We start from the raw sequence: 25,253 nt of genomic DNA on the forward strand, positions 1-25,253 counted from the left end.
AACCTTTAAAATTAAATCAAGTATGTTTGAAAATCAACCCAAGGGCCTCTTTGCCTTGGCCCTCGCCAACACTGGCGAACGATTTGGTTATTACACCATGATCGCCATTTTTACGCTTTTCTTACAGGCGAAGTTTGGTTTCGACGAGGGGCAAGCCTCCGGCATCTATTCCGCATTCCTCGCCGGCATCTATTTTCTTCCACTTATCGGTGGTATCTTGGCAGACAAGTTTGGCTATGGCAAGATGGTCGTCACGGGCTTAGCCGTTATGTTTATAGGCTACTTGCTGTTGGCCATACCTGCCAATGACAATGTGGCTTATTGGAGCATGATAGGTGCATTGGCACTTATTTCGTTGGGCACTGGCTTGTTCAAAGGCAACTTGCAAGTGATGGTGGGTAACCTGTATGATGACAAGCGTTACGCGAGCAAGCGCGATACAGCTTTCTCATTATTCTATATGGCTATCAATATCGGCGCCATGTTTGCCCCGACCGCTGCCACGGCCATGACCAATTGGATGATGGGGCGCGACGGCTTTATCTACGATGGCCGCATTCCGTCCATCGCACACCAAATCATTGACGGCACAGTTTCGCAGGCCAACACGGATTTGGTACAAGGACTCATCAAAAGTGGGGCCATCGCCACCAACTATACAGGCGATTTGGTGACTTTCGCACACCAGTACATAGAAAGTTTGTCAAGGTCATACAACTATGGATTTGGCATCGCATGCTTGTCGCTCATACTTTCTGCCGTAATCTATTTCTCATGTCGCCGCCTTTTCAAGCACGTTGAGGGCAACTCCAAGCAGATGGTAGAAGATGCCAAGGTTGCTAACAATGCCAACGTGATAGAGGAAGAGTTGACTCCGCAAGAGACTCGTCAGCGCATAACGGCCCTTATATTGGTATTTGTTGTGGTTATCTTCTTCTGGATGGCATTCCACCAAAATGGCTTGACACTCACCTATTTTGCGCGCGATTATACCGCAAGCACCGTGACAGGCGCCACCCGAATGGGCTTCAATGTATGGATATTGGCATTGTTTGCCATTCTTATATACTCACTGTTCTCGTTCCTCCAGTCAAAGACACGCAAGGGCAAGACTATCGCTGGCGTTGTAGCTGCGTTGAGTTTGGTGGGGGCTGCCAGCATCTATTTCGAATTGCCTGACAGTTTCACCATCCTGCCTCAACAATTCCAGCAGTTCAATCCATTCTTTGTGGTAGCGCTTACACCTTTCTCCCTGCTGTTGTTCTCAGCCTTGGGTCGTAGTGGCAAAGAGCCAACAGCCCCTCGCAAGATCGCATACGGCATGCTGATAGCCGCTTTGGCTTACTGTTTGCTCTCCTTTGGCAGCATAGGCATGCCAACGCCCGCCGCCCTGAGCGCTGACGCCAACTCGCTCACCAACCCTGCATCACCCAACCTGCTCATAGGTACATACCTTGTGCTCACGTTTGCCGAACTCTTGCTCAGCCCCATGGGCATCTCGTTCGTCAGCAAGGTCGCTCCTCCAAAACTTAAGGGAGCTATGATGGGCGGATGGTTTGCGGCCACAGCCATTGGCAATTATGCGGTACAAATCACAGGCCGTCTCTGGGGTGACCTGCCGCTTACGGCCATTTGGGGCATTCTCATTGGCCTTTGCTTGCTTGCCGCAGTTTTCATGTTCTCCATGATGAGGAGACTCGAGAAAGTTTGCTAAGAACATGCCACGAGCTTTTTCATGGATGCAAACTGTTTTTTTCATCCCATGTCCAATCACCTGTTTGGGCATGGGAATGATGAGGTAAATATTAAAAACATTGCTCTCCGGTAAAACTCAAAAGGACATAATGATCTTGCTCGAAGTTCCACAAACTCGGACTTCGAGCTTTCTTTTTCAACAAGGAAACACCCCCTAATCAAACAAGGACAGGTGTCGCGCCGCTTTTGTTGCCCTTGGGCAAGGATGTCTTTAGATGTCTTGTCTGGATTTTTCCATAAATGTGACAAAATAAATGTAGTTCACCAATCTAAGACACACCATAGTCACAACATGGGAAAATGCACAGTTTCTTTTCCGACTCTACCCTGAAGGAGGGGCGTTCAGAAGAGGGCGGAGGTATATAAGTGCACAAAAAATGTTATACTGACAAACCATCAGCTATGGCTTTATAGGGTATCCATAGCTAACGCCGTTTTCATCACTGAACACAAAACGCCCATTGGTTAATCAATGGCAAGGCCACCGCCAATTCTTCTAACCCACATAGGCATCAAGTACTTTTGTGAAGCCATCCTTGTTGTCAGGAATGATTTTGTAATTTGCCACAGCGGCAGGTATAAATGCGCTATAGCCTTCTTTTAATTGTACCGCCTCCGTTGCACCATGAACCACAATGCGGCAATCGCCCTTGAGACACATCACGATGACAAAGCTGTCTTCTTCCAACAAGTTGAAATGACAGGGCGAAGTCGTTTCCGTTATTCTCACCGTAAAAGAAGCGTTATCCACCAGAACATTGGGACGCTCAGGCTCGTAGTTGTACTGTGTACGAAAGCCCTCTTCGACACTAAAATCCAGAGCTTCGGCAGCCAGCTCCGTATGCAACTCTCGAGGTTTGCCGTCCATGTCCAGTCGGTTGTAATCATAGATACGATAAGTAACGTCGCTACTTTGTTGTATCTCTGCCAGCAATATGCCACCACATATGGCATGCACTCGGCCCGCGGGCAGATAAAACACGTCGCCAGCTTTCACCTCGTGCTTGGCCAACATATCAACAATAGTACCATCGGCAACCCTCCTGCGATACGCGTTGATAACCGTTTCACGATTAGCGCCCACATCTCCATTGCCATTTGATATCAATGATTTGGCAAATCCAGCATAGAGAAAAGAGCCCGGGGCCGCATCCAAGACATACCACATCTCACTCTTGCCTCTTTTATGGTGTAATCTTTGCGCCATTTCGTCATTAGGATGCACTTGAATAGACAGGTCACGGCGAGCGTCGATAAATTTCACCAACAAAGGCAATTGGTTGTGATACTGCCGTGCCACATGAGAACCGAGAATTTCTTCAGGATTTGAGTCTATAAAAGCAACTAAATTCTTTCCCCGATATTCGCCATTTGAAATAATGTTAACACTTGATGGAACAGCGCTAACCTCCCATGACTCACCTATGAGTTTTTCGTTCGCTGGAAGGCCTTTCCACTTAGTAATCGTGTCACCACCCCATATCACAGTATGGAGATTTGGCTCAAAAAGCAATGGATAATATTTTGAAAACATTTTAAACCTATTCCTTTGAATATTCTTTTATCAATTGCTCGTTATGCAACGAGCAAACCAACAGCCTGCCATTACGCAGAGCCACGATGTAATCGGTCAAACCTTGCACCACAACTTGTTGAGCGTCTTGTGCATGAACCACACAGTTTTTGCTATCATACAACCGCACTTTGTCACCAACATGCGCATTGCCCTCGCCATCCTTATCAAGCAAAGTGCGCAAAGAGCCCCAACTGCCAAGGTCGCTCCATCCAAAATTGGCGGGCAGGGTATAGATGCTGTCCGATTTCTCCATCACGGCATAATCTATACTTATCTTTTCGCATGTAGGAAAAACGCGAGCCAATGTGGCTTGTTCTCGTTCTGTATAGAAATCTTTTGCCATATCCTTCATTTTCTCGGCCAAACTTGGGCAAAACTTATTGATAGCCGCTGTAATGGTTTTAACATTCCACACGAAGATGCCAGCGTTCCAAAAATAGTTTCCATCAGCCAAATATTTTTTTGCCGTTTCAAGATCAGGCTTCTCCTTAAACGCCTCTACCTTGTATATTTCGCTATCCTCCAATTGGTGGGCAGCGGCAATATATCCATACCCTGTTTCAGGGCGAGTAGGCTGTATGCCAACAGTCATAATGTTGTCACTGTCAGCCGTAAACCGCAAAGCCTGCTTGATAACACGAAGGTATTCCGCTATGTCTATAACCAATGCGTCCGATGGCGTAACCACAATATTGGCGTCAGGAAACTTGGTTTTTATTTTCCAACAAGCGTATGCGATACATGGCGCAGTGTTGCGAGCGACAGGTTCGGCCAATATATTTTGATCAGGAATGTCAGGAAGCTGGTCTTTGACAATATTGACATAATCGTGTCCAGTCACTATCCAAAAATTATTCATAGGCGCAAGAGGGGCTAATCGCTCAACAGTGAGTTGGATTAACGATTTGCCTACGCCCATCACATCAATAAATTGCTTGGGGTATTGTGGCGTACTCATAGGCCAAAAACGGCTTCCTATGCCTCCCGCCATGATTACCACATGATTGTTGTTTGTCATAATAGAATATTGTTACGCTATATTAGCGATTTTTATACATGTCGTCATAATACTTGAGATAGTCGCCAGATGTCACATTATCCAACCACGCTTGATTGTCAAGATACCATTTCACGGTACGCTCTATACCCTCCTCGAATTGCAAACTCGGCTCCCATCCTAATTCGCGCTGCAATTTACGACTATCTATGGCATAGCGAGCGTCGTGTCCCGGCCTATCAGTGACATATGTAATCAAATCGTCGTCCGCACCCTCAGGACGGCCTAACAACCGATCAGCAGTCTTGATGATCAGCTTGATAATATCTATATTTTTCCATTCATTAAAGCCGCCTATGTTGTAAGTCTCCGCATCAGCTCCTTTGTGGAATATCAAGTCGATAGCTCTCGCATGGTCCTCTACGTATAACCAATCCCTCACATTCTCGCCTTTGCCGTAAACAGGCAATGGTTTGCGATGACGGATATTGTTGATAAACAGGGGTAGCAACTTTTCCGGAAACTGGTATGGCCCATAATTATTGGAACAATTGGTCACGACAACAGGCATTCCATAGGTGTCATGAAAAGCTCGTACAAAATGATCGCTACTCGCCTTCGACGCGGAATAGGGGCTGTGTGGTTGGTATTTTTTGTCCTCCGTGAAGAAATCCGAGCCGTAAGCGTGATGATGTCCCGATGACGCCTTGGTAGTAAAAGGAGACTCTATGCCATCTGGATTGGTTAGCCTCAGTGCACCATAAACTTCATCTGTAGATATGTGATAGAAGCGTTTGCCCTCATAGCCATCGGGCAAACTTTCCCAATAAAGCCTCGCTGCTTGTAACAAAGTTAGCGTACCCATCACATTGGTCTGTGCGAATGAGAATGGGTCCTTAATGCTTCTGTCCACATGACTTTCAGCAGCCAAATGGATTACGCCGTCCACTTGGTAACGTGCCATCAGCTCGCACATCTTGTCAAAATCACAGATATCGGCTTTTACAAAAGTGTAATTCGGTTTGTCCTCTATGTCTTTTAGCGTCGCTAAATTGCCTGCATAAGTCAACTTATCCACGTTGATGATATGATAATCAGGATACTTGTTTGTCAAAAGCCTGACCACATGGCTGCCTATGAAGCCTGCGCCACCTGTTACGATAATATGTCTTGCTTTATTCATAATATGATGTTTTTTGCAAAGATAAAAAAATTAAATAATAACGTCGTATAATTCGTACCCTATTTTTAAATTATGGAATGGCAAAAACGGTTTGAGAACAATCCGTAGCGTACGACTCCGAGTTCATTTATTCTGACATTTGCTTGCTTGTCACCGTTTTTTTGTAACTTTGTACTATTAACATCAAAAAAAAATACAACCATGGAAATAGGAGACAAACTGCCTGAGGTATTAGGCAAAGACCAAGATGGGCAACTAATTAAACTGAGCGATTTCAAAGGCAAGAAGTTGGTGCTGTACACATACCCCAAGGATATGACATCCGGATGCACCAATGAGGCATGCAATTTACGTGATAACTACCAGCGTTTTCTTGACAAAGGCTATGCGGTGGTAGGCGTAAGCATCCAAAACGAGAAGTCGCACAAGAAATTCATCGACAAACATCAACTACCATTTCCACTCATAGCCGACACCGATAAAAAATTAGTGGAGGCGTTAGGTGTTTATGGCGAGAAGAAAATGTACGGCCGAACCTATATGGGAACATTCCGGACCACATTCGTCACGGACGAAAACGGTGTCATAGAAAAGATCTTCACACCCAAGCACATCAAGGTGAAGGAGCACGCGGAGCAAATATTAGGCGAATAGTGGACGACAAGATCGTCTGTTTCCGCCCTTTGAAACGAAAAACATTTATTGCTTATTTAAAATTTGTCGGTTGTCATGCCACCTTAAACAACAAGGCAACATTATCCTTCCTTAATAGGGCTGGGTCCAAGAAATACCCTTGCGTAAAGCATAAAAAAAGACATGATTAACACCCTGTCACATTCTGTTTCTTTCCAATTCAGAAATAAACCCTAATACCGACACGGCTATTTTTTAGAACCAGCCTATTATCATCGACAACAACTTCCCTATTGCTCACACAAGTTACGAAGCAAGAAACCAATCGTTTCTTGCTTCATGCCACGTACTTACCATTTTGTCAGGAATGCGACAAGAAATTTATAGGTTTTCGTTTTCGCGTGCTGTCAGTTTGTCAACATTTCCGTTGCTCATCACAATTATTATTATTATTTTTGCATTCAAGTTTTGCTTCGGCCCTGTTTGTCTCAGGGGTGGCATCACATTACTAAAGATTTGATAAACCAATGAAAGTATTGAAGTTTGGCGGAACATCAGTAGGTTCCGTGGAGAGTATTCACAGTTTAAAACGCATTGTAGAGAAAGAGGCGCGACACCAACCTGTTATCGTCGTTGTAAGCGCGCTCGGCGGAATAACCGACAAACTCATATCCACCTCCCAACTTGCTGTTGAGGGTGATGAAAACTGGAAAAAAGAGTACGAGCAAATGGTGGAGCGCCATCATAAAATCGTCGATACCATCATCACCAACACCAAAGATCGCGAGCTGTTATTTAATAAGGTAGACGCATTGCTTACCGAGCTCCATTCCATCTATTACGGAGTATATCTCATACACGACCTTAGCAAGAAAACCTTAGACACCATCGTGAGTTATGGAGAGCGCTTAAGCTCAAACATAGTGAGCACATTTGTTCGGGGCTCAAAACTCTATGACGCGCGCGAGTTTATCAAGACAGAGGTCGTAAATGGCAAGAACACACTTGACAGTGAGCTGACAACCAAATTGGTTATAGACTCTTTTAAAGATTTGCCACGCGTTTCTCTTGTGCCGGGTTTTATCGCCACGGATAAAAATTCGGGCGACACCACCAATCTTGGGCGTGGAGGCTCTGATTACACGGCGGCTATTATTGCCGCCACATTAGACGCGAAAACTTTAGAAATATGGACAGACGTGGACGGCTTTATGACTGCCGACCCCAAGGTTATACGGTCAGCTTATACTATTGACGAACTTAGTTATCTGGAAGCTATGGAGCTTTGCAACTTCGGCGCGAAGGTTATCTATCCTCCTACGATATATCCTGTATGCATTAAAAACATTCCGATACATGTCAAGAACACTTTTAATCCTGGAAATAGGGGTACGGTTATTAAGGGCAAAATAGAGAATAACAGCAAGGCTATCCGTGGAATTTCAAGTATCAAGGGCACTACACTGATCACCGTGTCCGGTCTCTCGATGGTGGGAGTGATAGGTGTGAACAGACGAATATTCACCGCGCTCGCCGACAAAGGCATCAGCGTGTTTCTCGTCGCGCAAGCATCGTCAGAAAACTCCACATCCATAGGCGTTCGGGACGAGGATGCGGCAGCGGCCGTAAAAGTGCTCAACAAAGAGTTCAAGGCCGAGATTGACGATGGCGCGATGGCGCCAATGCAAGCGGAAAGCGATTTAGCCACCATTGCCATAGTGGGCGAGAACATGAAACACACGCCCGGAATAGCTGGAAAACTATTTGAGACATTAGGCCGAAGCGGCATTTCCGTCATAGCTTTTGCGCAAGGTGCCTCAGAAACCAACATTTCATTTGTGGTTGACACGAAGTATCTACGCAAATCACTCAATGTCATTCACGACTCCTTTTTCCTGTCAGAGTATAACGTTCTCAACCTTTTCATCTGTGGCGTAGGCACTGTTGGCGGCAAACTTATTGAGCAAATCCGCACTCAATACGAGGAGTTGAAAGAACATTCCAAACTGAAACTCAACGTGGTGGGTATCGCAAGTTCCAAAAACGCGATATTCGACCGTGAGGGTTTAGACCTTGACAACTATCGTGAATTGCTGAAAGTGTCTGCGCCAAGCACCCCGGAGAACTTGCGCGACCATATTCTCGATATGAATATCTTTAACTCCGTGTTCGTGGATTGCACCGCATCCAAAGACGTCGCGACACTGTATCAATCTTTTTTAAGCCATAATATCAGCGTGGTGACAGCCAACAAGATAGCCGCCAGTTCCAAATACGAGAATTACAGACTTTTGAAAGACACGGCCTTGGCACGTGGAGTAAAATTCCTTTATGAGACCAACGTGGGCGCCGGGCTGCCCATTATCGGGACCATTAACGACTTGAGAAACTCCGGCGACCGCATCTTGAAGATAGAGGCGGTGCTTAGCGGCACGCTCAATTTTATATTCAACGAGTTGTCTGCAACCGTGCCGTTCTCCGAGACCGTGAAGAGAGCAAGGCAGCAAGGCTATGCCGAGCCAGACCCGAGAATAGACCTGAGCGGCGTAGACGTTATAAGAAAATTGGTGATTTTGACACGCGAGGCAGGCTATCGAGTGGAACAGGACGACGTAAAAAAATCGCTATTTGTACCCGACGAATATTTTAAGGGCTCGGTGGAAGATTTTTGGCAAAGGCTGCCACAGCTTGACGCAGATTTTGAAAAGAAACGCGGCAAACTCGAGGCGGAGCGCAAACGCTGGCGATTTGTGGCCACAATGGAGGGGGGCGAAACGCGAGTCGCTCTGCAAGCGGTGGACCGCAACCACCCTTTCTATCGTTTGGAAGGAAGCAATAATATCGTCATGCTCACCACTGAACGATATAAAGAATATCCCATGCAAATCCAAGGCTATGGCGCCGGGGCGAGCGTTACAGCGGCTGGCGTGTTCGCCAATATCATGAGCATTGCCAACGTGTAAGACCCGCCCGCCTTTTCAGGTGTCCCTGCCGAAAGAAAACGTAAACAGAACTGTTACAAAACGTTTCTTCTCTTTTGGAGAAAGTGGTATGATCACATAAACAACCCCAAGGTCGTCATGTGCGAACAACTAAAAAACGGGACGTTTTTTTGATGCAAATGACAAGCAAATCTTGATGATAGCATAATGGCGATATATCTTTCACTATGCAACTTCAGAACAAATAAGAAACGAATAGACTGGCGTAGAAAAGTACCCACAACTATCAATATGCCACATTATAATGCGTCCAATATATTGAACGCATTATTTTTTTTTCCAAAAAAGATTAGAATATTGACAATTTTTTATGATTAATATCTATTTATCTCAAAACTTTTTCTTAAGTTTGCAGACATAGAAAAAACACAGAGCATTGTGCACATCATCATCCTCTTGTCAGAGGTTTAGACGGGCAACAATCTTAAACCTGATACGAATATGCATTGGCACGACGTTGACACTGCATTTAAAATTGAGAAAACAAAAACCATAATACTACAAAAACCTTGAATAAAAAAACCTGTCTTTATGAGCGTCACGCCGATATGGGTGCGCTCATCCAATCTTTTGGGGGCTTCGACATGCCCATCCAGTATTCTTCCATCATAGAAGAGCACAACGCTGTACGCCAGCATTGTGGTGTCTTTGACGTTTCCCACATGGGCGAACTCTTTATAAAAGGTAAAGATGCCGAGCGTTTTGTCAACCACATCTATACCAACGACGTGTCCAACGCGCCCGTCTACCAAATTTTTTACGGCATGATGCTTTATCCCAATGGTGGCACCGTGGACGATGTTTTGGTATACAAACTGGGCAAAGAAGAGTTTCTCATCGTTATGAACGCGGCCAACATTGACAAGGATGTGGAGTGGGTCACCAAGAACGCGGATGGTTTCGACGTGCAGATTGACAACGCGTCTGACCGTTACGGGCAATTGGCCGTGCAAGGCCCCGAGGCCGAACAAGTGATGAAAGAGGTTCTTGGGATAGATTGCCAAGACCTGAAATTCTATACCGCGAAGACCATTGATGACAATGATGGCGAGGTTATTGTCAGCCGAACGGGTTACACCGGCGAGGATGGATTTGAAATTTACGGCTCGCACAAGTACATCGTCGACCTATGGGACAAGCTCATGGCAAGCAAACGCTGTGTTCCATGTGGATTGGGATGTCGTGACACCTTACGCTTCGAGGTTGGATTGCCACTTTATGGCAATGAGCTTTCAGACACCATCACGCCGGTGATGGCCGGATTGAGCATGTTCTGTAAGTTTGACAAACCGGAGTTTATCGGCAAGGAAGCGTTGCTTCAGCAGAAAGCGGAAGGCCCAGCCAAACGCCAACGCGGCATCCAACTGGAAGGGCACGCCATTCCACGGCATGGCTACAAAGTGTTCAAAGGCGACCGCGAAGTGGGCGAAGTAACCACTGGCTATCGGCTCATCTCCACGGACAAGAGTTGCGCGGTGGCCATGCTTGACCCTGAATTCAAACTTGGCGACACCTTGGAGATACAGATTAGAAAGAAAAAGGTGCCTGGAACGATTGTTAAAAAGAAATTCTACGAGAAGCATTACAAAAAATAAAACAACCTAAATATATTATTTTATGACTTATTTCTGTGAATCACATGAATATGTTCGCGTAGAGGGCGAATTTGGTTACATCGGCATTACAGACTATGCCCAGAAAGCATTAGGTAACATTGTCTACGTGGATATGCCCGACGTGGACGACGAACTCTCGGCCGGCGACGACTTTGGAGCCGTTGAGAGCGTAAAGGCCGCCAGCGACTTGACAGCTCCGGTAAGCGGTGTCGTCGTAGAGGTGAACGAGGCTTTGGAAGACGAGCCGGCGCTCATCAACAAAGATGCCAACGCCAACTGGATCATCAAAGTTAAGCTCACCGATCCCTCAGAACTTGAAAACCTGATGAGCGAAGAGGATTATCTCGCATCTGTTCAATAAGCCAGACTTAACAACTATATGTTCAAATATTTTCCACATACTCCCGATGACATCCAGCACATGCTTGATGTCATCGGGAAAAAGTCTTTGGACGATTTGTACGCAGACGTACCAAAAGACGTGCGCATTAAGGGAGACTACGACATCCCAAGCGCCAAGAGTGAGATTGAGATACGTAAATTTTTCCAAAAATTAGGCGAAAAGAACCAGCAAACCATTTGCTTTGCTGGTGCGGGAGCATACGACCATTATGTGCCAGCGGCAATACCGCAAATCACCTCGCGCTCAGAGTATCTCACAAGTTACACGCCATATCAGGCCGAAGTGTCACAAGGCACACTCCATTACATCTTCGAATACCAGACCATGATGGCCCGTCTCACGGGCATGGAGGTTTCAAACGCTTCCATGTACGATGGTTCCACCGCCACGGCGGAAGCCGCGATGATGGCGTGCGCCTCCGTGAGGAAATCCAACAGGGTGCTCATATCAGAGACCGTAGACCCCAAAGTGGTCGAGGTGGTGAAGACCTACGCCCATTTCCAAGGCATTGACATCGAGATGATACCACAGAAAAACGGCGTAACCGACTTCGGCGCACTTCCAGACGCTTTGGCAAAGGGTGGCGTGGCCGGTGTCATCGCACAGCAACCCAACTATTATGGTAACATCGAAGACTTCTCGGGCATAGCCGACACATGCCATGCCAAGAAAGCGTTGCTTATCATCAACAGCGTCGCCGCTGACCTCGCCTTGCTCAAATCGCCGGGCGAATGGGGAGCCGACATTGCCGTTGGAGAGGCTCAGAGCTTAGGCATACCTATGGCATGGGGCGGTCCATACCTTGGATATATGTGCACCACGCAAAAACACATGCGCAAAATGCCGGGACGTATCGTAGGCCAAACCGTCGACCAAGATGGGCGCAGGGTCTTCGTGCTAACCCTTCAGGCACGCGAACAACACATTCGTCGTGAGAAAGCCACGTCCAACATTTGCTCCAACCAAGGATTGATGACGCTTTGGGTTACACTCTATATGTCTCTGCTGGGCAAGAAGGGACTGCAAGAGGTGACGCAAAGAGGATGTGACGGAGCGCATTATCTGCACGACGCACTCGTGGCCACGGGGCATTTCAAAGACGCGTTTCCCGGGCAAGAGTTTCTCAACGAGTTCTGTGTCAAGTACGATGGAGATCTCGATGCCTTGCAACAATTATGGCTCGAAAACGGATTTTTCGGTGGCATCAAGGTTTCTGACGACACACTGATGCTCGCCGTGACGGAGCAACGAACCAAGGACGAGATAGACACATTGGTGAGTTTGATTAAATAAGGAGGAGCAACGACTATGAATAACAAATTATATGGGCATCTCATTTTTGAGCTTAGCCACCCCGGACGACAAGGGTACAGCCTGCCTAAGGGCGAATTTCCACAACACGATTTGCCCCAAGGCTCGTTAAGAGCAAAGCAAGCCGACCTGCCCGAATGTGACGAGCTCACCGTAGTGAGACATTATACCAACCATAGCGGCAACAACTTCGGTGTGGATAACGGTTGTTATCCCTTGGGCTCTTGTACCATGAAGTACAATCCTAAGATAAACGACGAGATAGCTGCAAGCGCCGCTTTCCAAAACCTTCACCCACTTCAGCCCAAATCCACCACCCAAGGAGCAGAAGAGGCAGTGCGCACCTTGCGTAAAGTTTTGGCTTCCATTACCGGCATGGCCGACTTCACGTTGAAACCATGCGCAGGCGCTCACGGCGAGCTTACAGGCCTGATGATTATCAGGGCCTACCATGAGAGCCGCGGCGACAGCAAGCGTGTCAAGGTTATCGTTCCAGACTCCGCGCACGGCACCAACCCCGCTTCCGCGGCAGTATGTGGACTTGAGGTTGTCGAAGTTAAAAGCAAACAGGACGGCACCGTGGATATCGACGACTTGCGGAGCAAGCTCGATGACAACGTGGCAGCCATGATGATGACCAATCCCAACACCTTGGGACTGTTCGAGCACGATATTGAGGATATTGTCAAGATGGTTCACGACCGTGGCGGATTGATGTATTACGACGGCGCCAACCTTAACCCCCTACTCGGCGTATGCCGGCCTGGCGACATGGGATTTGACGTGGTTCACCTAAACCTGCACAAGACATTCTCCACCCCCCATGGTGGCGGCGGTCCTGGCAGCGGTCCCGTGGGTGTTCGCGAGGGCTTGCAAGAGTTCTTCCCCATGGTAAACCCATATCATGGCAATTTTCTTGTGGAACTGCGCGCGCTTACCTACATCCTAACCCTCGGCAAAGAGAACATCAAGCAGGTTGGACCATTGGCCACACTAAACGCCACCTATATCAAATCTCGTCTCAAAGATGTATACGACTTGCCCATCGATGGATTGTCCAAACATGAGTTTGTCTTTGATGGCCTGCGTGACAAGTCAACCGGCGTCACAACCATGGACGTGGCCAAACGCCTACTCGACTTTGGCTTCCACGCGCCCACCATCTACTTCCCGCTCCTTTTCCACGAGGCCATGATGATAGAACCAACCGAGAATGAAAGCTTGGAAACGCTCGACAGCTTCGTTGACGTGATGCGACGCATCGCGAAAGAAGCCGCCGAACAGCCAGAAATTGTCAAGGGCGCACCACAACACACGCCCATTTCAAGAGTGGATGACGTGATGGCCGCACGCAATCCCATCTTAATTTTCCCGGAGAGCGCGCAATGAAAACAGATCTAATCATTATCGGCAGCGGTCCCGGTGGATACGAGACCGCCGCTTATGCCGCCTCGCAAGGGCTGCAAGTGATCATCGTCGAAGAGAAATACGCTGGTGGCACATGCCTCAACTGTGGTTGCATACCTACCAAATCTCTTGTGCATGACGCGGAGAAAGTGTTAGGGCGCGAAAACGGCGAGCAACTTTTCCGCGCGGCCATCGCTCGCAAAGACGCGGTCGTGGCTGGCCTTAGGCAGGGTGTGGAAGCCTTGATGAAGCAACCCGGCATAACCTTTATGCAGGGGCACGCTTCTTTCAAGACAGCCAAATCCATTGTCGTGAACGGCGAAGAGATAGAGGCTAACAACATCATTATCGCCACAGGCTCCACCGCCAAGTTGCCCCCCGTGCCAGGGTTGGGGGCCGACGGACAACCCGTGAGCCCATATTTCGTAACCTCTGAGGGACTGCTCAGCCGAGAGGAATTGCCATCATCACTTTGTATCGTTGGCGCAGGTGTAATCGGCATGGAGATGGCGTCCATATTCGCGGCTTTCGGAACACAAGTCACCGTGGTGGAATTCTTAAAAGAATGTTTACCCACGATGGATGCCGAGATAGCGCGCCGCCTACGCAAAATCATGGAAAAACGGGGCATCAAGTTCCATCTCGCCACCGCCATGCAGCGCATAGATGGCAACAAAGTAGTCATCAAAGACACCAAAAAGGGAACTGAGAGTTGTGTTGAGGCTGACGCCATACTCGTTGCCACGGGCAGGAAGCCACGCACGGAGGATCTTAATTTGGAAGGCATTGGCATTGAGACAAGTCGGATGGGTATCGTGACCAACGACAACATGCAAACCAATCTGCCACACATCTACGCCATTGGCGACGTGAACGGTCGGCAGATGCTGGCTCACGCGGCTACGTTCCAAGGTAGGCGCGCCGTGAACCACATACTTGGCGTAACTGACAACATACGTTTGGACATCATGCCAGCGGCCGTATTCACCTATCCAGAGGCAGCCTCCGTAGGGCCGACCGACGATTTTTGCAAAAACAACAGCATAGCTTTCACCACACGCAAGGTGCTTTGTCGCGCCAACGGCAGAGCGCAAGCTATGGAGCAAACAGACGGTTTTGTTAAGTTGCTCTTCGACGAGGCAAATCACGTTATCGCCTGCCACGCTTTCGGAGCTGGCGCTTCGAGCATCGTGCAAGAGGTAGCCTCACTCATGAATTTCGGCGTTACACGCGAGCAATTGGTAGATATCGTCCATATCCACCCAACGCTCAATGAGCTTCTTTTAGATGCCGCCAAGGCGTAACGTCATTTCATTGGCAAACCTGTGAAACAGAAGACGAGTGTCCATTTTGCGACGCTCGTCTCTTTTTTTATTACACGAAAAAAATATTTTCAAACGTGCGTCAACTATCATCGCGCCCCCAACGGATGACCATGCCCACGCTTCCCAAACCCACAAAGGGCACGTCGCTCTTCAACCTTATGACAGGGGCGACACGCTAACCCACCATGACTGGAGATGTATACGCAAGTGAAAATACATGACAAAACCCCTCTTGAAACTCGCGTGTTTACAAACAGCGCGGACGATCGCCACGAATAAGCCCAAAATAAGCCTGTTTCATAAATGCCTTAACATGAACGCCTTATGCCAAGAAACGAGCCATTGGCAAACAATATCCATATTTTTTCGTTGCCTTTAGTGCCTCTTCGTGGCACGATTAGATGCCAAACGCGTCGTCAATAAGCTCCCAACACAAAGCGTTTAGGCGCGAAAACGAACGTGATTGAGCCTTGATCACAAAAATAATATTATTTTTGCGCATCACACAGCGTGTGCCATGTTTAAAAAGATGGCCCTTTCTCACGCTAAAACACACGTGTGGCAAGACACTGTTTTATTGATTTTTTTTACACAAAAAACATCATTCCATCCGTGCGTCAGCGAATATTAATTACTGTTAAATAGGTGCTGTCGCTTGCATTTCATACAAATAGTACCTATCTTTGTAAAAAATAACAGAGTGTTCTGTCGAGGGGTGCAAACCCATTGGTTTGCTGAGATCATACCCGTTTAACCTGATGCAGATAATGCTGCCGTAGGGAATGTGAAACGACATCTGATTTTTCATGCGCTCATCCGGGCGCGCCTTCCTCACCACACTTCTTAGACTTGTGCACATTATATCAAGGCAAGTATGAGATATATCACCACATTGACCATCGCTGGATCAGACAGCAGTGGCGCAGCGGGCGTTCAGGCCGACCTGAAAACCATGTCCGCGCTGGGTTGTTACGCTGCCTCGGTCATTACGTCCATAACGGCGCAAAACACCCTTGGGGTCAAGGCCGTGCAGAATGTAAAGCCCAGTATTATAGCCCAACAAATCAGAGCCGTCATGGACGACCTGTCGCCCGAGGCCGTGAAGATAGGCATGGTAAACGACCTTGGCACGCTCAACGCCATATGCGACACGCTTTCCAGCCAATGGCCCGCTCTTTTGGTGGTAGACCCAGTAATGGTGGCAACCTCAGGCGACCGCTTGATGCAAGCCGACACGCTCAAAAAATATTGCGAGCGACTCGTGCCACGCGCCACGTTGCTCACACCTAACATACCGGAGGCGGAGATTTTGGCTGGCATGCCCATCAAGAACGAAGCCGACATGCGCCGCGCCGCCGAGACCATCACGCACATGGGATGCCACGCCACGCTCGTCAAGGGCGGGCATGCCAACGGCGAGGAGAAAACAGACTTGCTACTCACCGATGGCGGTCAATGCATAAGGCTCACGTCGCCAACCGTGCGGACAAACAACACACATGGCACGGGCTGCACGCTTTCGTCTGCCATCACGGCTTTCTTGGCCCAAGGAGAGAACCTGCCAACCGCTGTCAGAAAGGCGAAAGCATACGTTGGCGAGGCGTTGCGCCATGGCGCGGACGTGGCAATAGGACATGGACACGGCCCCGTGAACCATTTTTTTAATCCTCAAAAACTCATCAAGCGATGACACCATTGCAATTTATCACGCACACCAACGAGCGTGTAAGCTACACGGAGGGAGCCCAAGCCGCCCTGCGTGGCGGCTGCAAATGGATACAACTGCGCATGAAAGATGCGAGCGACACTGAGTTCGCGGAAACCGCCAGGCAATTGTTGCCACACTGCAGACAACTCGGTGGCACGCTCATTCTCGACGACCGAGCGCTTCTGGTGCGCGAGGTTGGGGCACAAGGCGTGCACTTGGGCAAAAACGACATGCCCGTGGCAGAGGCTCGAAAGTTGCTGCCCAAAGGCGAATACATCATCGGTGGCACCGCTAACACCATAGAGGACATTCGTAGATTGGTGGCCGAGGGGGTGGACTATATTGGCTGCGGACCTTTTCGCTTTACCCACACCAAAAGCCGGTTGGCTCCAATCATTGGCGTTGATGGCTATAAGAAAATCATCGACACCATGCGCCGGGAACGCATTGACATCCCATTGGTGGCCATAGGTGGCATCACCTTGGCGGACATCAAGGCATTACGACAAGTTGGCGTCCAAGCCGTAGCCATCAGTGGAGCCATTCTCCAAGCGGAAAACCCCACGGCGGAGACTCGGCGTTTCATGGCCGCACTTGACGGGAACGCCAACCAGCAAACAGCGATAAACAACGACTAACAAACCCTAAACATGGAAAATAACATCAAAATATCCTATCCAGACTCGGAGAAAGTGTATCTTCATGGTAAAATCTACCCTGACATACGTGTCGGCGTACGTCGTATCAACCTCACTCCCACTATAAAAATGGAGAAAGGCAAGCGCGTCGAGAAGCCCAATGAGCCACTGCTTGTCTATGACACCAGCGGCCCTTACAGCGACCCTGAAATAGACATCGACTTGCGCCGTGGCATCCCACGCATGCGCGATTCATGGATAGCGGGGCGCGAGGGCACCCAAATGTTTTACGCCAAACAGGGAATCGTTACGCCGGAAATGGAATATGTGGCCATCAGGGAAACCATGGATTGCAAGCAACGGGGCATCGACACCTACATCACGCCAGAGTTCGTGCGGCAGGAAGTGGCCGCGGGCCGCGCCGTCATACCGGCCAACCGCCGGCATCCCGAGTCGGAACCCATGATTATCGGACCACGCTTCCGGGTAAAAATTAACACCAACATTGGCAACTCAGCCAACAATTCCAACATCGAAGAAGAAGTGGAGAAAGCCGTATGGAGTTGTAAATGGGGCGGAGATACCATCATGGACCTGTCCACCGGAGCGGACATCCACGATACTCGCGAGTGGATATTGCGCAATTGCCCTGTGCCACTGGGCACCGTGCCAATGTATCAGGCATTTGAGAAAGTGGACGGAAAGGCGGAGAAACTCACTTGGGAGATCTTTCGCGACACGCTAATAGAGCAGTGCGAGCAGGGCGTAGACTATTTCACCATACATTGTGGCATCCGCCTGCAAAATATCCACTTGGCCAACAACCGTCTCACAGGCATGGTTAGCCGGGGTGGAAGTATCATCTCCAAATGGTGCCAAGTGCACCAAAAAGAAAGTTTTCTATACGAGCATTTTGATGACATATGCGAGATTTGCCGCCAATACGACGTGGCAATATCCTTGGGCGACGGATTGCGCCCGGGCTCCACGCACGATGCCAACGACGCGGCGCAGTTCGCCGAGCTTGACACTATGGGCGAATTGGTGGAACGGGCATGGGCACACGACGTACAAGCCTTTATAGAAGGACCGGGACATGTGCCCATGCACAAGATAAAAGAAAACATGGAGCGCCAAATAGAGAAGTGCCACGGAGCGCCTTTTTACACGCTTGGCCCATTGGTTATAGACATCGCTCCGGGCTACGACCACATCACATCGGCCATCGGGGCAGCCATGATAGGATGGATGGGGACGGCCATGCTGTGCTATGTCACACCCAAGGAGCACCTTGGACTGCCCGACAAGGATGACGTGCGCACTGGGGTGATAGCCTACAAGATAGCCGCGCACGCCGCCGACATAGCCAAAGGCTTTCCGGGAGCCACGCTGCGTGACGACGCGCTAAGCAAGGCGCGCTATGAGTTTAGGTGGAAAGACCAGTTCAATCTGTCGCTCGACCCTGACCGAGCATTGGAATATTACAAGCAATCCAACGACGTGGGTGGTCGTTATTGCACCATGTGCGGGCCTCATTTCTGTGCCATGCGTATCAGTCAGACAATAGAGAAATGTGACGAACAATGATAAGTTTAACATCATAAAACCTAAAAAATGATTGAGACAAAAGTATCCAAAGGTATCATCAGTACCTATTTTGACAAACTTGAAAAGTGCTTGGAACTTGACGTGGCCATTGTTGGCGGAGGCCCAAGTGGCATTGTGGCCGCCTATTACATGGCGCAAGCAGGCCTGAAAGTGGCTCTTTTTGACCGCAAGCTGTCTCCCGGCGGTGGCATGTGGGGCGGCGCCATGATGTTCAACCAAGTGGTTATACAACAGGAAGCGATGGATATCATCAAGGAGTTTGGCATCAACTACGAGCAATACGAGGATGGCCTCTACACAATCGACTCTATCGAGAGCACCTCAGCCATTCTCTACAAGGCCGTGCACGCAGGCGCCAAACTGTTCAACTGTTACTCGGTGGAAGACGTGGTATTCAAGGACAAGAAAGTGAGCGGCGTAGTGGTGAACTGGACTCCAGTGCTGCGCGAGGGCTTGCACGTGGACCCTTTGAACATCATGGCGCGCTGTGTCATTGATGGAACAGGGCACGACAGCGAGGTATGCAAGGTTGTGGCGCGTAAGAACGGAGCAGAGTTGCGCACACCCACAGGCCAAGTAGTTGGCGAGGGGTCGCTCAATGTTGATGAGGGCGAGCGCCTTGTGGTCGAGGGCACCAAGGAGATATACCCCGGGCTGTATGTGTGCGGCATGGCCGTGTCGGCCGTGTCGGGAACTCCGCGCATGGGCCCGATATTCGGTGGCATGTTGCTGTCTGGCAAAAAGGTGGCCAACCTCATCATCAAGGAGCTGGCAAAAAAATAGTCACATGCAAATCATTATTGTCACTTCCCCCGACTGCAAAGCGGGGGAAGCTCGTATTATCGAGGAAATGCTACGGCAAGGGGTTGACTACGCGCATTTGCGAAAACCTAAATACACCGCTGGGCAGACGCGAGAGTTGATAGCGAGCATTTCCGTTCGGTGGCACGACCGATTGGTGCTGCACGACCATTTTGAGCTAACCGAGGAATTTCAGATAGGGGGACTGCACCTCAATGGCCGTCACCCCACTCCATTCCCGGGCTTCAAAGGACGATTGTCGCGCTCATGTCATTCCTTGCAAGAGGTGGAAGAACACAAAGACGGCATGCGGTACGTGTTCTTAAGTCCTATTTTTGACAGTATCTCCAAGCAGGGATACCAATCCGTTTTCAGTATCGAGGAGCTGCGCGAGGCATGCCGTCGAGGTATCATAGACAGTCGTGTGGTGGCATTGGGCGGTGTAACGCCAATGGCATTTAAGCAACTACATGCCTTGGGATTTGGCGGAGCGGCACTGCTCGGCGACGTTTGGCATCGGCCGGCCGATGCAATCATGGCTCATATGAACGATATTTTGCAAGCCGCCAAGAACTTGTCATTACAGAATTAAAATTTATCATACGGAATATCAACCGCTTGATATCATCGCTTTCCCGCACTCAACCATTCCCAACCCATGCCAATCAGCCCATCGGTATGAAAGAAATGGCCGGCGGCCATTCGCTATTTTTTATGTCTAATCGTCTTGGCCCAATTCCACTTGTCCATGAACCGCTTTCTCAACGCATCCCAAAGGGCTGACTTGGAACGCAATACCCAAATGGATATAACTAAAGAAATCATGGCCAAAATTAGCCCAACAATCCAATAAAGGATACCATCCAAACAGAGGGTGAAAACACAAGCCGTCACGCCTATGGTTACTTGAGCCAACGCATACGCCTTGACAGAAGCCGAGGCGACATAGCGATACCGCCAATGCGCGTAGGCGTAGACAAAGGCCAAGAACACAAGGCCTGTCAGCGCAAGCCCCAATCCAGTGCCCGCCAATCCCAAATAGCTATAGCCCAAAACGACCAACAGTACAAAAAACACGGCGTAAATAGTCTCCAGCAACAAGTGGCTCCACGAATCGCCACGCGCCAACGCTATATACTCCACGGGCAAAGTGAGAGCCTTGAAATACATGGCGAGCACGGCTATCTTCATCATTGCGAGTATGGGAAGAAACTTGCCGCTATACAACAAAGGTAACAACACGGGCAAACTGACCATGAAAAACACAAGCAAAGGCGAGAGAAGCAACAATGAAACCTCGATTTGTCGGTTCACGGCGAGGTTGAGTTCATGCCCGAATTCCTTGATGCCCGAAAGCCGTGGATAATAGTCAGTCTCCATGGAAGAGAACACCATGCTGGCGTAAGTGATAGTCATGACATAGCCCGCATTGTAAAGTCCCACCACACCAAGGTCGCCCACATTGTTAAGATACGACCTAACCACGAACTCCGCGCCACTGCCCATCACGCCAGCTCCTACGTAAGCGATGCCCAACCTGACCATGCCCTGTCCGCCGCGAAACTCTTTTTTGCCGAACGCGAACGATGGACGGTAGAGCCTATAAGAATAGGCGATGGTAAAAAGACATTGGGACAGCGCCATCAAAACAAGCGAGGGAACAATGCCAGCCTGCCCGAAAAAATAATAAATGGGCACTGAAACAAAAAGGGCCAACAGCATACCATACACGCTCACCATAGCCAACGCGCGCAAACGGCGCGCCGCCTTAAGGATGGCCACTTCGCCGCCGGTGATAGCCATGAGAGCAATGACTGGGGATAGCAGCACGAAATGCAACGTGTGGTCGCCCCAAGAGAAGGTCCAGTCGTTGAGCAAAGGGCTCAAAATGACACATGCCAACAAACCTACCAAAGCCGCCAGAAGACTCCAAGAGCGCACCAGTTGCACGGTGTCTCGTATGTTCGCCTCACGCTCGGAAATGGATTGGGAAAGATTTTTCACCGCGCTCGTAGGAATACCCAAGCCCGTGGAGTCTGAGATAAAACGTATCGTGGAATTGAAAAGCGAGACAATTCCCATTCCATCTGGTCCCAAAATCATGGCCACGAGCTTGTTTCGCACCAAACCTACAAGGATATTCAATCCCTGTACGCCGCCAAACAAACTTGTGTATTTGAGTATATGAAAATAGGTGTCGTCGTTTTTTTCTTTTTCCATTACATTTAAAACGAAAATGCAAAACATTTATTATCTTTGCAATATGAAATTAAGCATAGTAATACCAGTATACCAAGTTGTGGATACACTACCCCGATGCCTTGACAGTATCATCGGACAATCGTTTCGAGACTGGCAGCTTATATTGGTCGACGATGGCTCGACTGACGGCAGCTCAGCCTTGTGCGACAAATATGTCAAGCAAGACCATCGCATACAAGTGACCCATTTGAAAAAAAACTCTGGCTTAAGCACGGCGAGAAACACCGGCGTGGAAAAGGCCAAGGGCGAGTATATCACGTTCGTTGACAGTGACGATTTCATCCAAGACAACACCTACAAGACGCTGTTCGAAATCCTGAACACACATCCCGATTATGATATTCTTGAGTATCCAGTAAACGAACACTACGGCTCCAAGAACAAAAGGTTGCTGCAATTCCAGCGCAAAGAATATACCGACATGCTCTTATATTGGCTCGAGGGGCAAGCATACAAACACGCTTACGCATGGAACAAGATATACAGGCGAGAGGTTTTCGATGGCGTTAGGTACCCCGACCGCAAGCGATTCGAGGACGTGTTCACGCTGCCAAGGCTTTTAAGGAACTGTAATATGGTAGCAACCACAGACGTAGGGCTATACTATTACTGCTACAATCCACACGGCATCACCGAGCAAGCCACCGGCAAAGACATGCAAAACCTGCTCGAGGCGCACACGCGGACATTGACTAACATACTCCGAAAAAGCAAGAGCAATCGTGCCAAGAACGCGTACCACGAATACATGAAAGACTATTACGCGCACATCTTGAATATCCAACTGGACGTGTACAGAATGAGTGGGCAAATATCCAAGTACTTCCCCACCCTGCCATTCAAGCATACTTTTAAGCTCAAATTATTACATTTACTCGGTATTAAACGCCTATGCCAACTGCACAAACTATTTCATCAACTCCATTAATCACCTTTATAATCACGGCATACAATCTGCCGCCAGACATGCTCAAAACGTGCGTAGAGAGCATAGAACGCCTCTCCCTTGCCATGAAAGAGCACGAGATTATCCTTGTGGACGATGGATCGGACATACCTGCAATCGATAATTTGCCCGACCACGCGGACCACATAACCTACATTCGGCAAGCTCACCAAGGGCTCTCGGCGGCTCGAAACATGGGGCTAAGATGTGCCACGGGGCAATACATACAATTTGTCGACGGTGATGATTATCTTATCCAAGCCCCTTATGGGCACTGTCTCGACATCGTAAGATACCAGAATGCAGACATCGTGATATTCCGCGAGACCAGCAATAACAAACCAAGCATACCTCTCGAATACGACGGACCCATATCGGGAGTGACTTATATGCATCGCAACAACCTTCGCGCCTCGACATGGGGCTACATCTTTCGCCGCTCTATCTTGGGCTCGTTGCGGTTCACCTCGGGACGATTGCACGAGGACGAGGAATTCACCCCGCAGCTCATGCTGCGCGCCGAGCGCGTGTTCACAACCTCGGCGGAGGCGTACTTTTACCGCAAGCGTCCCGAATCCATTATGAGAAAGACGAGCAAACGGCACGTGGCTAAACGGCTTAGCGACATGGTAGACATCATATTGAAGCTGCAAAGCGTGGCCAACTCCGGACCGGAGATAGACCGCGTAGCGCTCAACCGTCGCGTGGCACAACTGTCCATGGACTATCTTTACAACACCATCAAGTTGACGCATAGCCGCAAGCACCTCGAAGAAGCTGTCGACACGCTGCGTCGCCATGGCCTCTTCCCATTGCCCAAGAAAAATTATACTAAAAAATACACCACTTTCAGGGCGCTCGTTGGCAATCCTATCGGCCGACGCATATTGTTGGCCACCATCAGGAAGGACAACCCATGACCCATCGCAAGGGTCTCGGAGAGCGCAAACGCAAAGCGCGGTTATAACAACCATCCATGAAGATACTGCTAATTGGCGAGTACAGCAACGTTCACAACACGTTGGCCGATGGGCTCCGACAGCTTGGGCACAAGGTAACTGTGGCCAGCAACGGCGATTACTGGAAAAACTACCCACGCGACATAGACTTGGCCAGAGATACCGGAATACTGGGCGGAGCAAAGTTGCTGACGCGACTATACAGCAACCTATACCGACTGAAAGGCTACGACGTGGTGCAAATCGTAAACCCCATCTTTATAGACCTCAAGGCCGAGCGCATCTTTCCCATCTACAAATGGCTACGCGAACATAACGGCAAAATGTTCATGGGGGCGTTTGGGATGGACTATTATTGGGTGAACGAAAACATCCAAAGGAAACCCTTGCGATACAGTGATTTTAATATAGGAGATACCATTCGTCACACTTCCGACACCGAAAAAGAGCGCCAAGACTGGTTAGGCACACCTAAAGAGCGGCTCAACAAATATATCGCCAACGACTGTGACGGCATCATAGCCTGCCTATACGAATATTGGGCGTGCTACGCTCCTTTTTTCCCCACAAAGACATCGTTCGCCCCCCTGCCCATCAAGCCCCACGAAACCCTGCTTCCCAAGCATCGAGAGACTGGCGATCCTATCAATATTTTTGTCGGGATCAGCAAGTCGAGAAATGAGTACAAAGGCACGGATATAATGCTTGCGGCTGCCCAAGCCGTAAGCAGCAAATATCCCGGAAGAATTAATTTGAACGTCGCGGAGGGTGTCCCGTTCAGCCAATACGTAGAGATGATGAATGGCTCGGATGTCATCCTCGATCAGCTTTACAGCTACACCCCCGCCATGAACGCGCTCGAGGCCATGAACCGCGGCATCATTTGCGTTGGTGGCGGAGAGCCAGAAAGCTATGATATCATTGGCGAGCGCAAACTTAAGCCTATCATCAACGTAACACCAAGCTACGAGAGCGTGTTCCACGAGATAGAGCGTTTGGTATTAAATCCAAACCTGTTGAACCGTCTCAAAATAGAAAGCGTGGAATACGTAAGGCAGCATCACGATTACATCAAGGTGGCCAAGCAGTATGAATCCATCTACCGGAAATTCCTTTAAAACAT

At 49.0% G+C, this 25,253-nt stretch carries 20 protein-coding genes and 1 riboswitch; of the genes, 16 read left to right on the forward strand and 4 right to left on the reverse strand.

Annotated elements, in window-relative coordinates:
• Nucleotides 1–22 precede the first annotated feature (22 nt).
• Nucleotides 23–1,714, forward strand: coding sequence for a peptide MFS transporter (locus HMPREF1640_RS04530; protein WP_036892801.1), 1,692 nt, complete (start codon nt 23–25; stop codon nt 1,712–1,714).
• A gap of 537 nt (nt 1,715–2,251) precedes the next feature.
• On the opposite strand, the gene HMPREF1640_RS04535 is transcribed toward HMPREF1640_RS04530, so the two are convergent.
• The 3 genes from HMPREF1640_RS04535 to HMPREF1640_RS04545 are packed head-to-tail and all read right to left on the reverse strand — an operon-like array spanning nt 2,252 to nt 5,511.
• Nucleotides 2,252–3,289, reverse strand: a complete 1,038-nt coding sequence (locus HMPREF1640_RS04535; protein WP_036892803.1) for a type I phosphomannose isomerase catalytic subunit — start codon at nt 3,287–3,289, stop codon at nt 2,252–2,254.
• A gap of 7 nt (nt 3,290–3,296) precedes the next feature.
• A complete protein-coding gene (locus HMPREF1640_RS04540) occupies nt 3,297–4,349 on the reverse strand; it encodes a mannose-1-phosphate guanylyltransferase (protein WP_036892805.1) in 1,053 nt (350 codons plus the stop codon).
• A gap of 22 nt (nt 4,350–4,371) precedes the next feature.
• Nucleotides 4,372–5,511, reverse strand: a complete 1,140-nt coding sequence (locus tag HMPREF1640_RS04545) for a dTDP-glucose 4,6-dehydratase (RefSeq protein ID WP_036892807.1) — start codon at nt 5,509–5,511, stop codon at nt 4,372–4,374.
• Between the two features lie 201 nt (nt 5,512–5,712).
• Here HMPREF1640_RS04545 and bcp point away from each other — a divergent pair, with 201 nt between their 5' ends.
• The 12 genes from bcp to HMPREF1640_RS04605 all read left to right on the forward strand — a co-directional run bounded on the left by bcp (nt 5,713) and on the right by HMPREF1640_RS04605 (nt 20,555).
• On the forward strand, nt 5,713–6,165 hold the full coding sequence (gene bcp / locus HMPREF1640_RS04550) for a thioredoxin-dependent thiol peroxidase (RefSeq protein ID WP_036892808.1): 453 nt from the start codon (nt 5,713–5,715) through the stop codon (nt 6,163–6,165).
• Between the two features lie 506 nt (nt 6,166–6,671).
• Entirely contained in the window at nt 6,672–9,107 is a 2,436-nt protein-coding gene (gene thrA / locus HMPREF1640_RS04555; RefSeq protein WP_036892809.1) for a bifunctional aspartate kinase/homoserine dehydrogenase I, read from the forward strand.
• A gap of 548 nt (nt 9,108–9,655) precedes the next feature.
• The gene (gcvT, locus tag HMPREF1640_RS04560; RefSeq protein ID WP_036892810.1) at nt 9,656–10,741 is read left to right on the forward strand and encodes a glycine cleavage system aminomethyltransferase GcvT; all 1,086 of its coding nucleotides are present in this window, start codon (nt 9,656–9,658) and stop codon (nt 10,739–10,741) included.
• Between the two features lie 22 nt (nt 10,742–10,763).
• Nucleotides 10,764–11,123: a glycine cleavage system protein GcvH gene (gcvH, locus tag HMPREF1640_RS04565; protein WP_036892811.1), complete on the forward strand. Its 360-nt coding sequence runs from the start codon at nt 10,764–10,766 to the stop codon at nt 11,121–11,123.
• 18 nt (nt 11,124–11,141) lie between these two features.
• Nucleotides 11,142–12,458, forward strand: a complete 1,317-nt coding sequence (gene gcvPA, locus HMPREF1640_RS04570) for an aminomethyl-transferring glycine dehydrogenase subunit GcvPA (RefSeq protein ID WP_036892812.1) — start codon at nt 11,142–11,144, stop codon at nt 12,456–12,458.
• Between the two features lie 15 nt (nt 12,459–12,473).
• Nucleotides 12,474–13,865 carry an aminomethyl-transferring glycine dehydrogenase subunit GcvPB gene (gcvPB, locus tag HMPREF1640_RS04575; protein ID WP_036892814.1) on the forward strand — a complete coding sequence of 464 codons (1,392 nt, stop codon included), beginning with the start codon at nt 12,474–12,476 and terminating at the stop codon, nt 13,863–13,865.
• Nucleotides 13,862–15,187 carry a dihydrolipoyl dehydrogenase gene (gene lpdA / locus HMPREF1640_RS04580; protein WP_036892816.1) on the forward strand — a complete coding sequence of 442 codons (1,326 nt, stop codon included), beginning with the start codon at nt 13,862–13,864 and terminating at the stop codon, nt 15,185–15,187. The genes gcvPB and lpdA overlap by 4 nt, the downstream gene beginning before the upstream one ends.
• A gap of 722 nt (nt 15,188–15,909) precedes the next feature.
• A riboswitch (TPP riboswitch) is annotated at nt 15,910–16,008 on the forward strand.
• A gap of 74 nt (nt 16,009–16,082) precedes the next feature.
• A complete protein-coding gene (thiD, locus tag HMPREF1640_RS04585) occupies nt 16,083–16,898 on the forward strand; it encodes a bifunctional hydroxymethylpyrimidine kinase/phosphomethylpyrimidine kinase (RefSeq protein ID WP_036892818.1) in 816 nt (271 codons plus the stop codon).
• Nucleotides 16,895–17,554, forward strand: a complete 660-nt coding sequence (locus HMPREF1640_RS04590; protein WP_036892820.1) for a thiamine phosphate synthase — start codon at nt 16,895–16,897, stop codon at nt 17,552–17,554. Before thiD ends, HMPREF1640_RS04590 begins: the two co-directional genes overlap by 4 nt.
• Nucleotides 17,555–17,566: 12 nt before the next feature.
• Complete coding sequence (thiC, locus tag HMPREF1640_RS04595) at nt 17,567–19,141, forward strand: phosphomethylpyrimidine synthase ThiC (protein WP_036892822.1); 1,575 nt, start codon at nt 17,567–17,569, stop codon at nt 19,139–19,141.
• A 27-nt stretch (nt 19,142–19,168) separates the two neighbouring features.
• Nucleotides 19,169–19,945 (forward strand): sulfide-dependent adenosine diphosphate thiazole synthase, encoded by a 777-nt coding sequence (locus HMPREF1640_RS04600; protein WP_036892824.1) that lies wholly within the window; start codon nt 19,169–19,171, stop codon nt 19,943–19,945.
• 4 nt (nt 19,946–19,949) lie between these two features.
• Nucleotides 19,950–20,555: a thiamine phosphate synthase gene (locus tag HMPREF1640_RS04605; protein WP_036892825.1), complete on the forward strand. Its 606-nt coding sequence runs from the start codon at nt 19,950–19,952 to the stop codon at nt 20,553–20,555.
• A 113-nt stretch (nt 20,556–20,668) separates the two neighbouring features.
• Here HMPREF1640_RS04605 and HMPREF1640_RS04610 read toward each other — a convergent pair whose 3' ends face one another.
• On the reverse strand, nt 20,669–22,183 hold the full coding sequence (locus HMPREF1640_RS04610; RefSeq protein WP_036892826.1) for an oligosaccharide flippase family protein: 1,515 nt from the start codon (nt 22,181–22,183) through the stop codon (nt 20,669–20,671).
• Nucleotides 22,184–22,226: 43 nt separating this feature from the next.
• Here HMPREF1640_RS04610 and HMPREF1640_RS04615 point away from each other — a divergent pair, with 43 nt between their 5' ends.
• From HMPREF1640_RS04615 to HMPREF1640_RS04625, 3 genes are read left to right on the forward strand one after another with little or no spacing between them, the layout of a single operon-like run.
• Nucleotides 22,227–23,153: a glycosyltransferase family 2 protein gene (locus HMPREF1640_RS04615; RefSeq protein ID WP_036892890.1), complete on the forward strand. Its 927-nt coding sequence runs from the start codon at nt 22,227–22,229 to the stop codon at nt 23,151–23,153.
• Nucleotides 23,117–24,091: a glycosyltransferase gene (locus HMPREF1640_RS04620; RefSeq protein ID WP_036892827.1), complete on the forward strand. Its 975-nt coding sequence runs from the start codon at nt 23,117–23,119 to the stop codon at nt 24,089–24,091. Before HMPREF1640_RS04615 ends, HMPREF1640_RS04620 begins: the two co-directional genes overlap by 37 nt.
• A 56-nt stretch (nt 24,092–24,147) precedes the next feature.
• The gene (locus tag HMPREF1640_RS04625; RefSeq protein WP_036892828.1) at nt 24,148–25,248 is read left to right on the forward strand and encodes a glycosyl transferase; all 1,101 of its coding nucleotides are present in this window, start codon (nt 24,148–24,150) and stop codon (nt 25,246–25,248) included.
• Nucleotides 25,249–25,253 lie beyond the last annotated feature (5 nt).

Source organism: Prevotella sp. S7-1-8, from assembly GCF_000758925.1.
Taxonomy (GTDB): domain Bacteria; phylum Bacteroidota; class Bacteroidia; order Bacteroidales; family Bacteroidaceae; genus Prevotella.

What these genes read in the sequence shown, in the direction of transcription:
- gcvPA (WP_036892812.1), top strand. Translation starts at nt 11,142, where the DNA reads ATGTTCAAATATTTTCCACATACTCCCGATGACATCCAGCACATGCTT.
- HMPREF1640_RS04605 (WP_036892825.1), top strand. Translation starts at nt 19,950, where the DNA reads ATGCAAATCATTATTGTCACTTCCCCCGACTGCAAAGCGGGGGAAGCT.
- thiC (WP_036892822.1), top strand. Translation starts at nt 17,567, where the DNA reads ATGGAAAATAACATCAAAATATCCTATCCAGACTCGGAGAAAGTGTAT.
- gcvPB (WP_036892814.1), top strand. Translation starts at nt 12,474, where the DNA reads ATGAATAACAAATTATATGGGCATCTCATTTTTGAGCTTAGCCACCCC.
- HMPREF1640_RS04615 (WP_036892890.1), top strand. Translation starts at nt 22,227, where the DNA reads ATGAAATTAAGCATAGTAATACCAGTATACCAAGTTGTGGATACACTA.
- HMPREF1640_RS04625 (WP_036892828.1), top strand. Translation starts at nt 24,148, where the DNA reads ATGAAGATACTGCTAATTGGCGAGTACAGCAACGTTCACAACACGTTG.
- HMPREF1640_RS04530 (WP_036892801.1), top strand. Translation starts at nt 23, where the DNA reads ATGTTTGAAAATCAACCCAAGGGCCTCTTTGCCTTGGCCCTCGCCAAC.
- HMPREF1640_RS04540 (WP_036892805.1), bottom strand. Translation starts at nt 4,349, where the DNA reads ATGACAAACAACAATCATGTGGTAATCATGGCGGGAGGCATAGGAAGC.
- HMPREF1640_RS04535 (WP_036892803.1), bottom strand. Translation starts at nt 3,289, where the DNA reads ATGTTTTCAAAATATTATCCATTGCTTTTTGAGCCAAATCTCCATACT.
- lpdA (WP_036892816.1), top strand. Translation starts at nt 13,862, where the DNA reads ATGAAAACAGATCTAATCATTATCGGCAGCGGTCCCGGTGGATACGAG.
- HMPREF1640_RS04600 (WP_036892824.1), top strand. Translation starts at nt 19,169, where the DNA reads ATGATTGAGACAAAAGTATCCAAAGGTATCATCAGTACCTATTTTGAC.
- thiD (WP_036892818.1), top strand. Translation starts at nt 16,083, where the DNA reads ATGAGATATATCACCACATTGACCATCGCTGGATCAGACAGCAGTGGC.
- HMPREF1640_RS04610 (WP_036892826.1), bottom strand. Translation starts at nt 22,183, where the DNA reads ATGGAAAAAGAAAAAAACGACGACACCTATTTTCATATACTCAAATAC.
- thrA (WP_036892809.1), top strand. Translation starts at nt 6,672, where the DNA reads ATGAAAGTATTGAAGTTTGGCGGAACATCAGTAGGTTCCGTGGAGAGT.
- HMPREF1640_RS04620 (WP_036892827.1), top strand. Translation starts at nt 23,117, where the DNA reads ATGCCAACTGCACAAACTATTTCATCAACTCCATTAATCACCTTTATA.
- gcvH (WP_036892811.1), top strand. Translation starts at nt 10,764, where the DNA reads ATGACTTATTTCTGTGAATCACATGAATATGTTCGCGTAGAGGGCGAA.
- HMPREF1640_RS04590 (WP_036892820.1), top strand. Translation starts at nt 16,895, where the DNA reads ATGACACCATTGCAATTTATCACGCACACCAACGAGCGTGTAAGCTAC.
- HMPREF1640_RS04545 (WP_036892807.1), bottom strand. Translation starts at nt 5,511, where the DNA reads ATGAATAAAGCAAGACATATTATCGTAACAGGTGGCGCAGGCTTCATA.
- bcp (WP_036892808.1), top strand. Translation starts at nt 5,713, where the DNA reads ATGGAAATAGGAGACAAACTGCCTGAGGTATTAGGCAAAGACCAAGAT.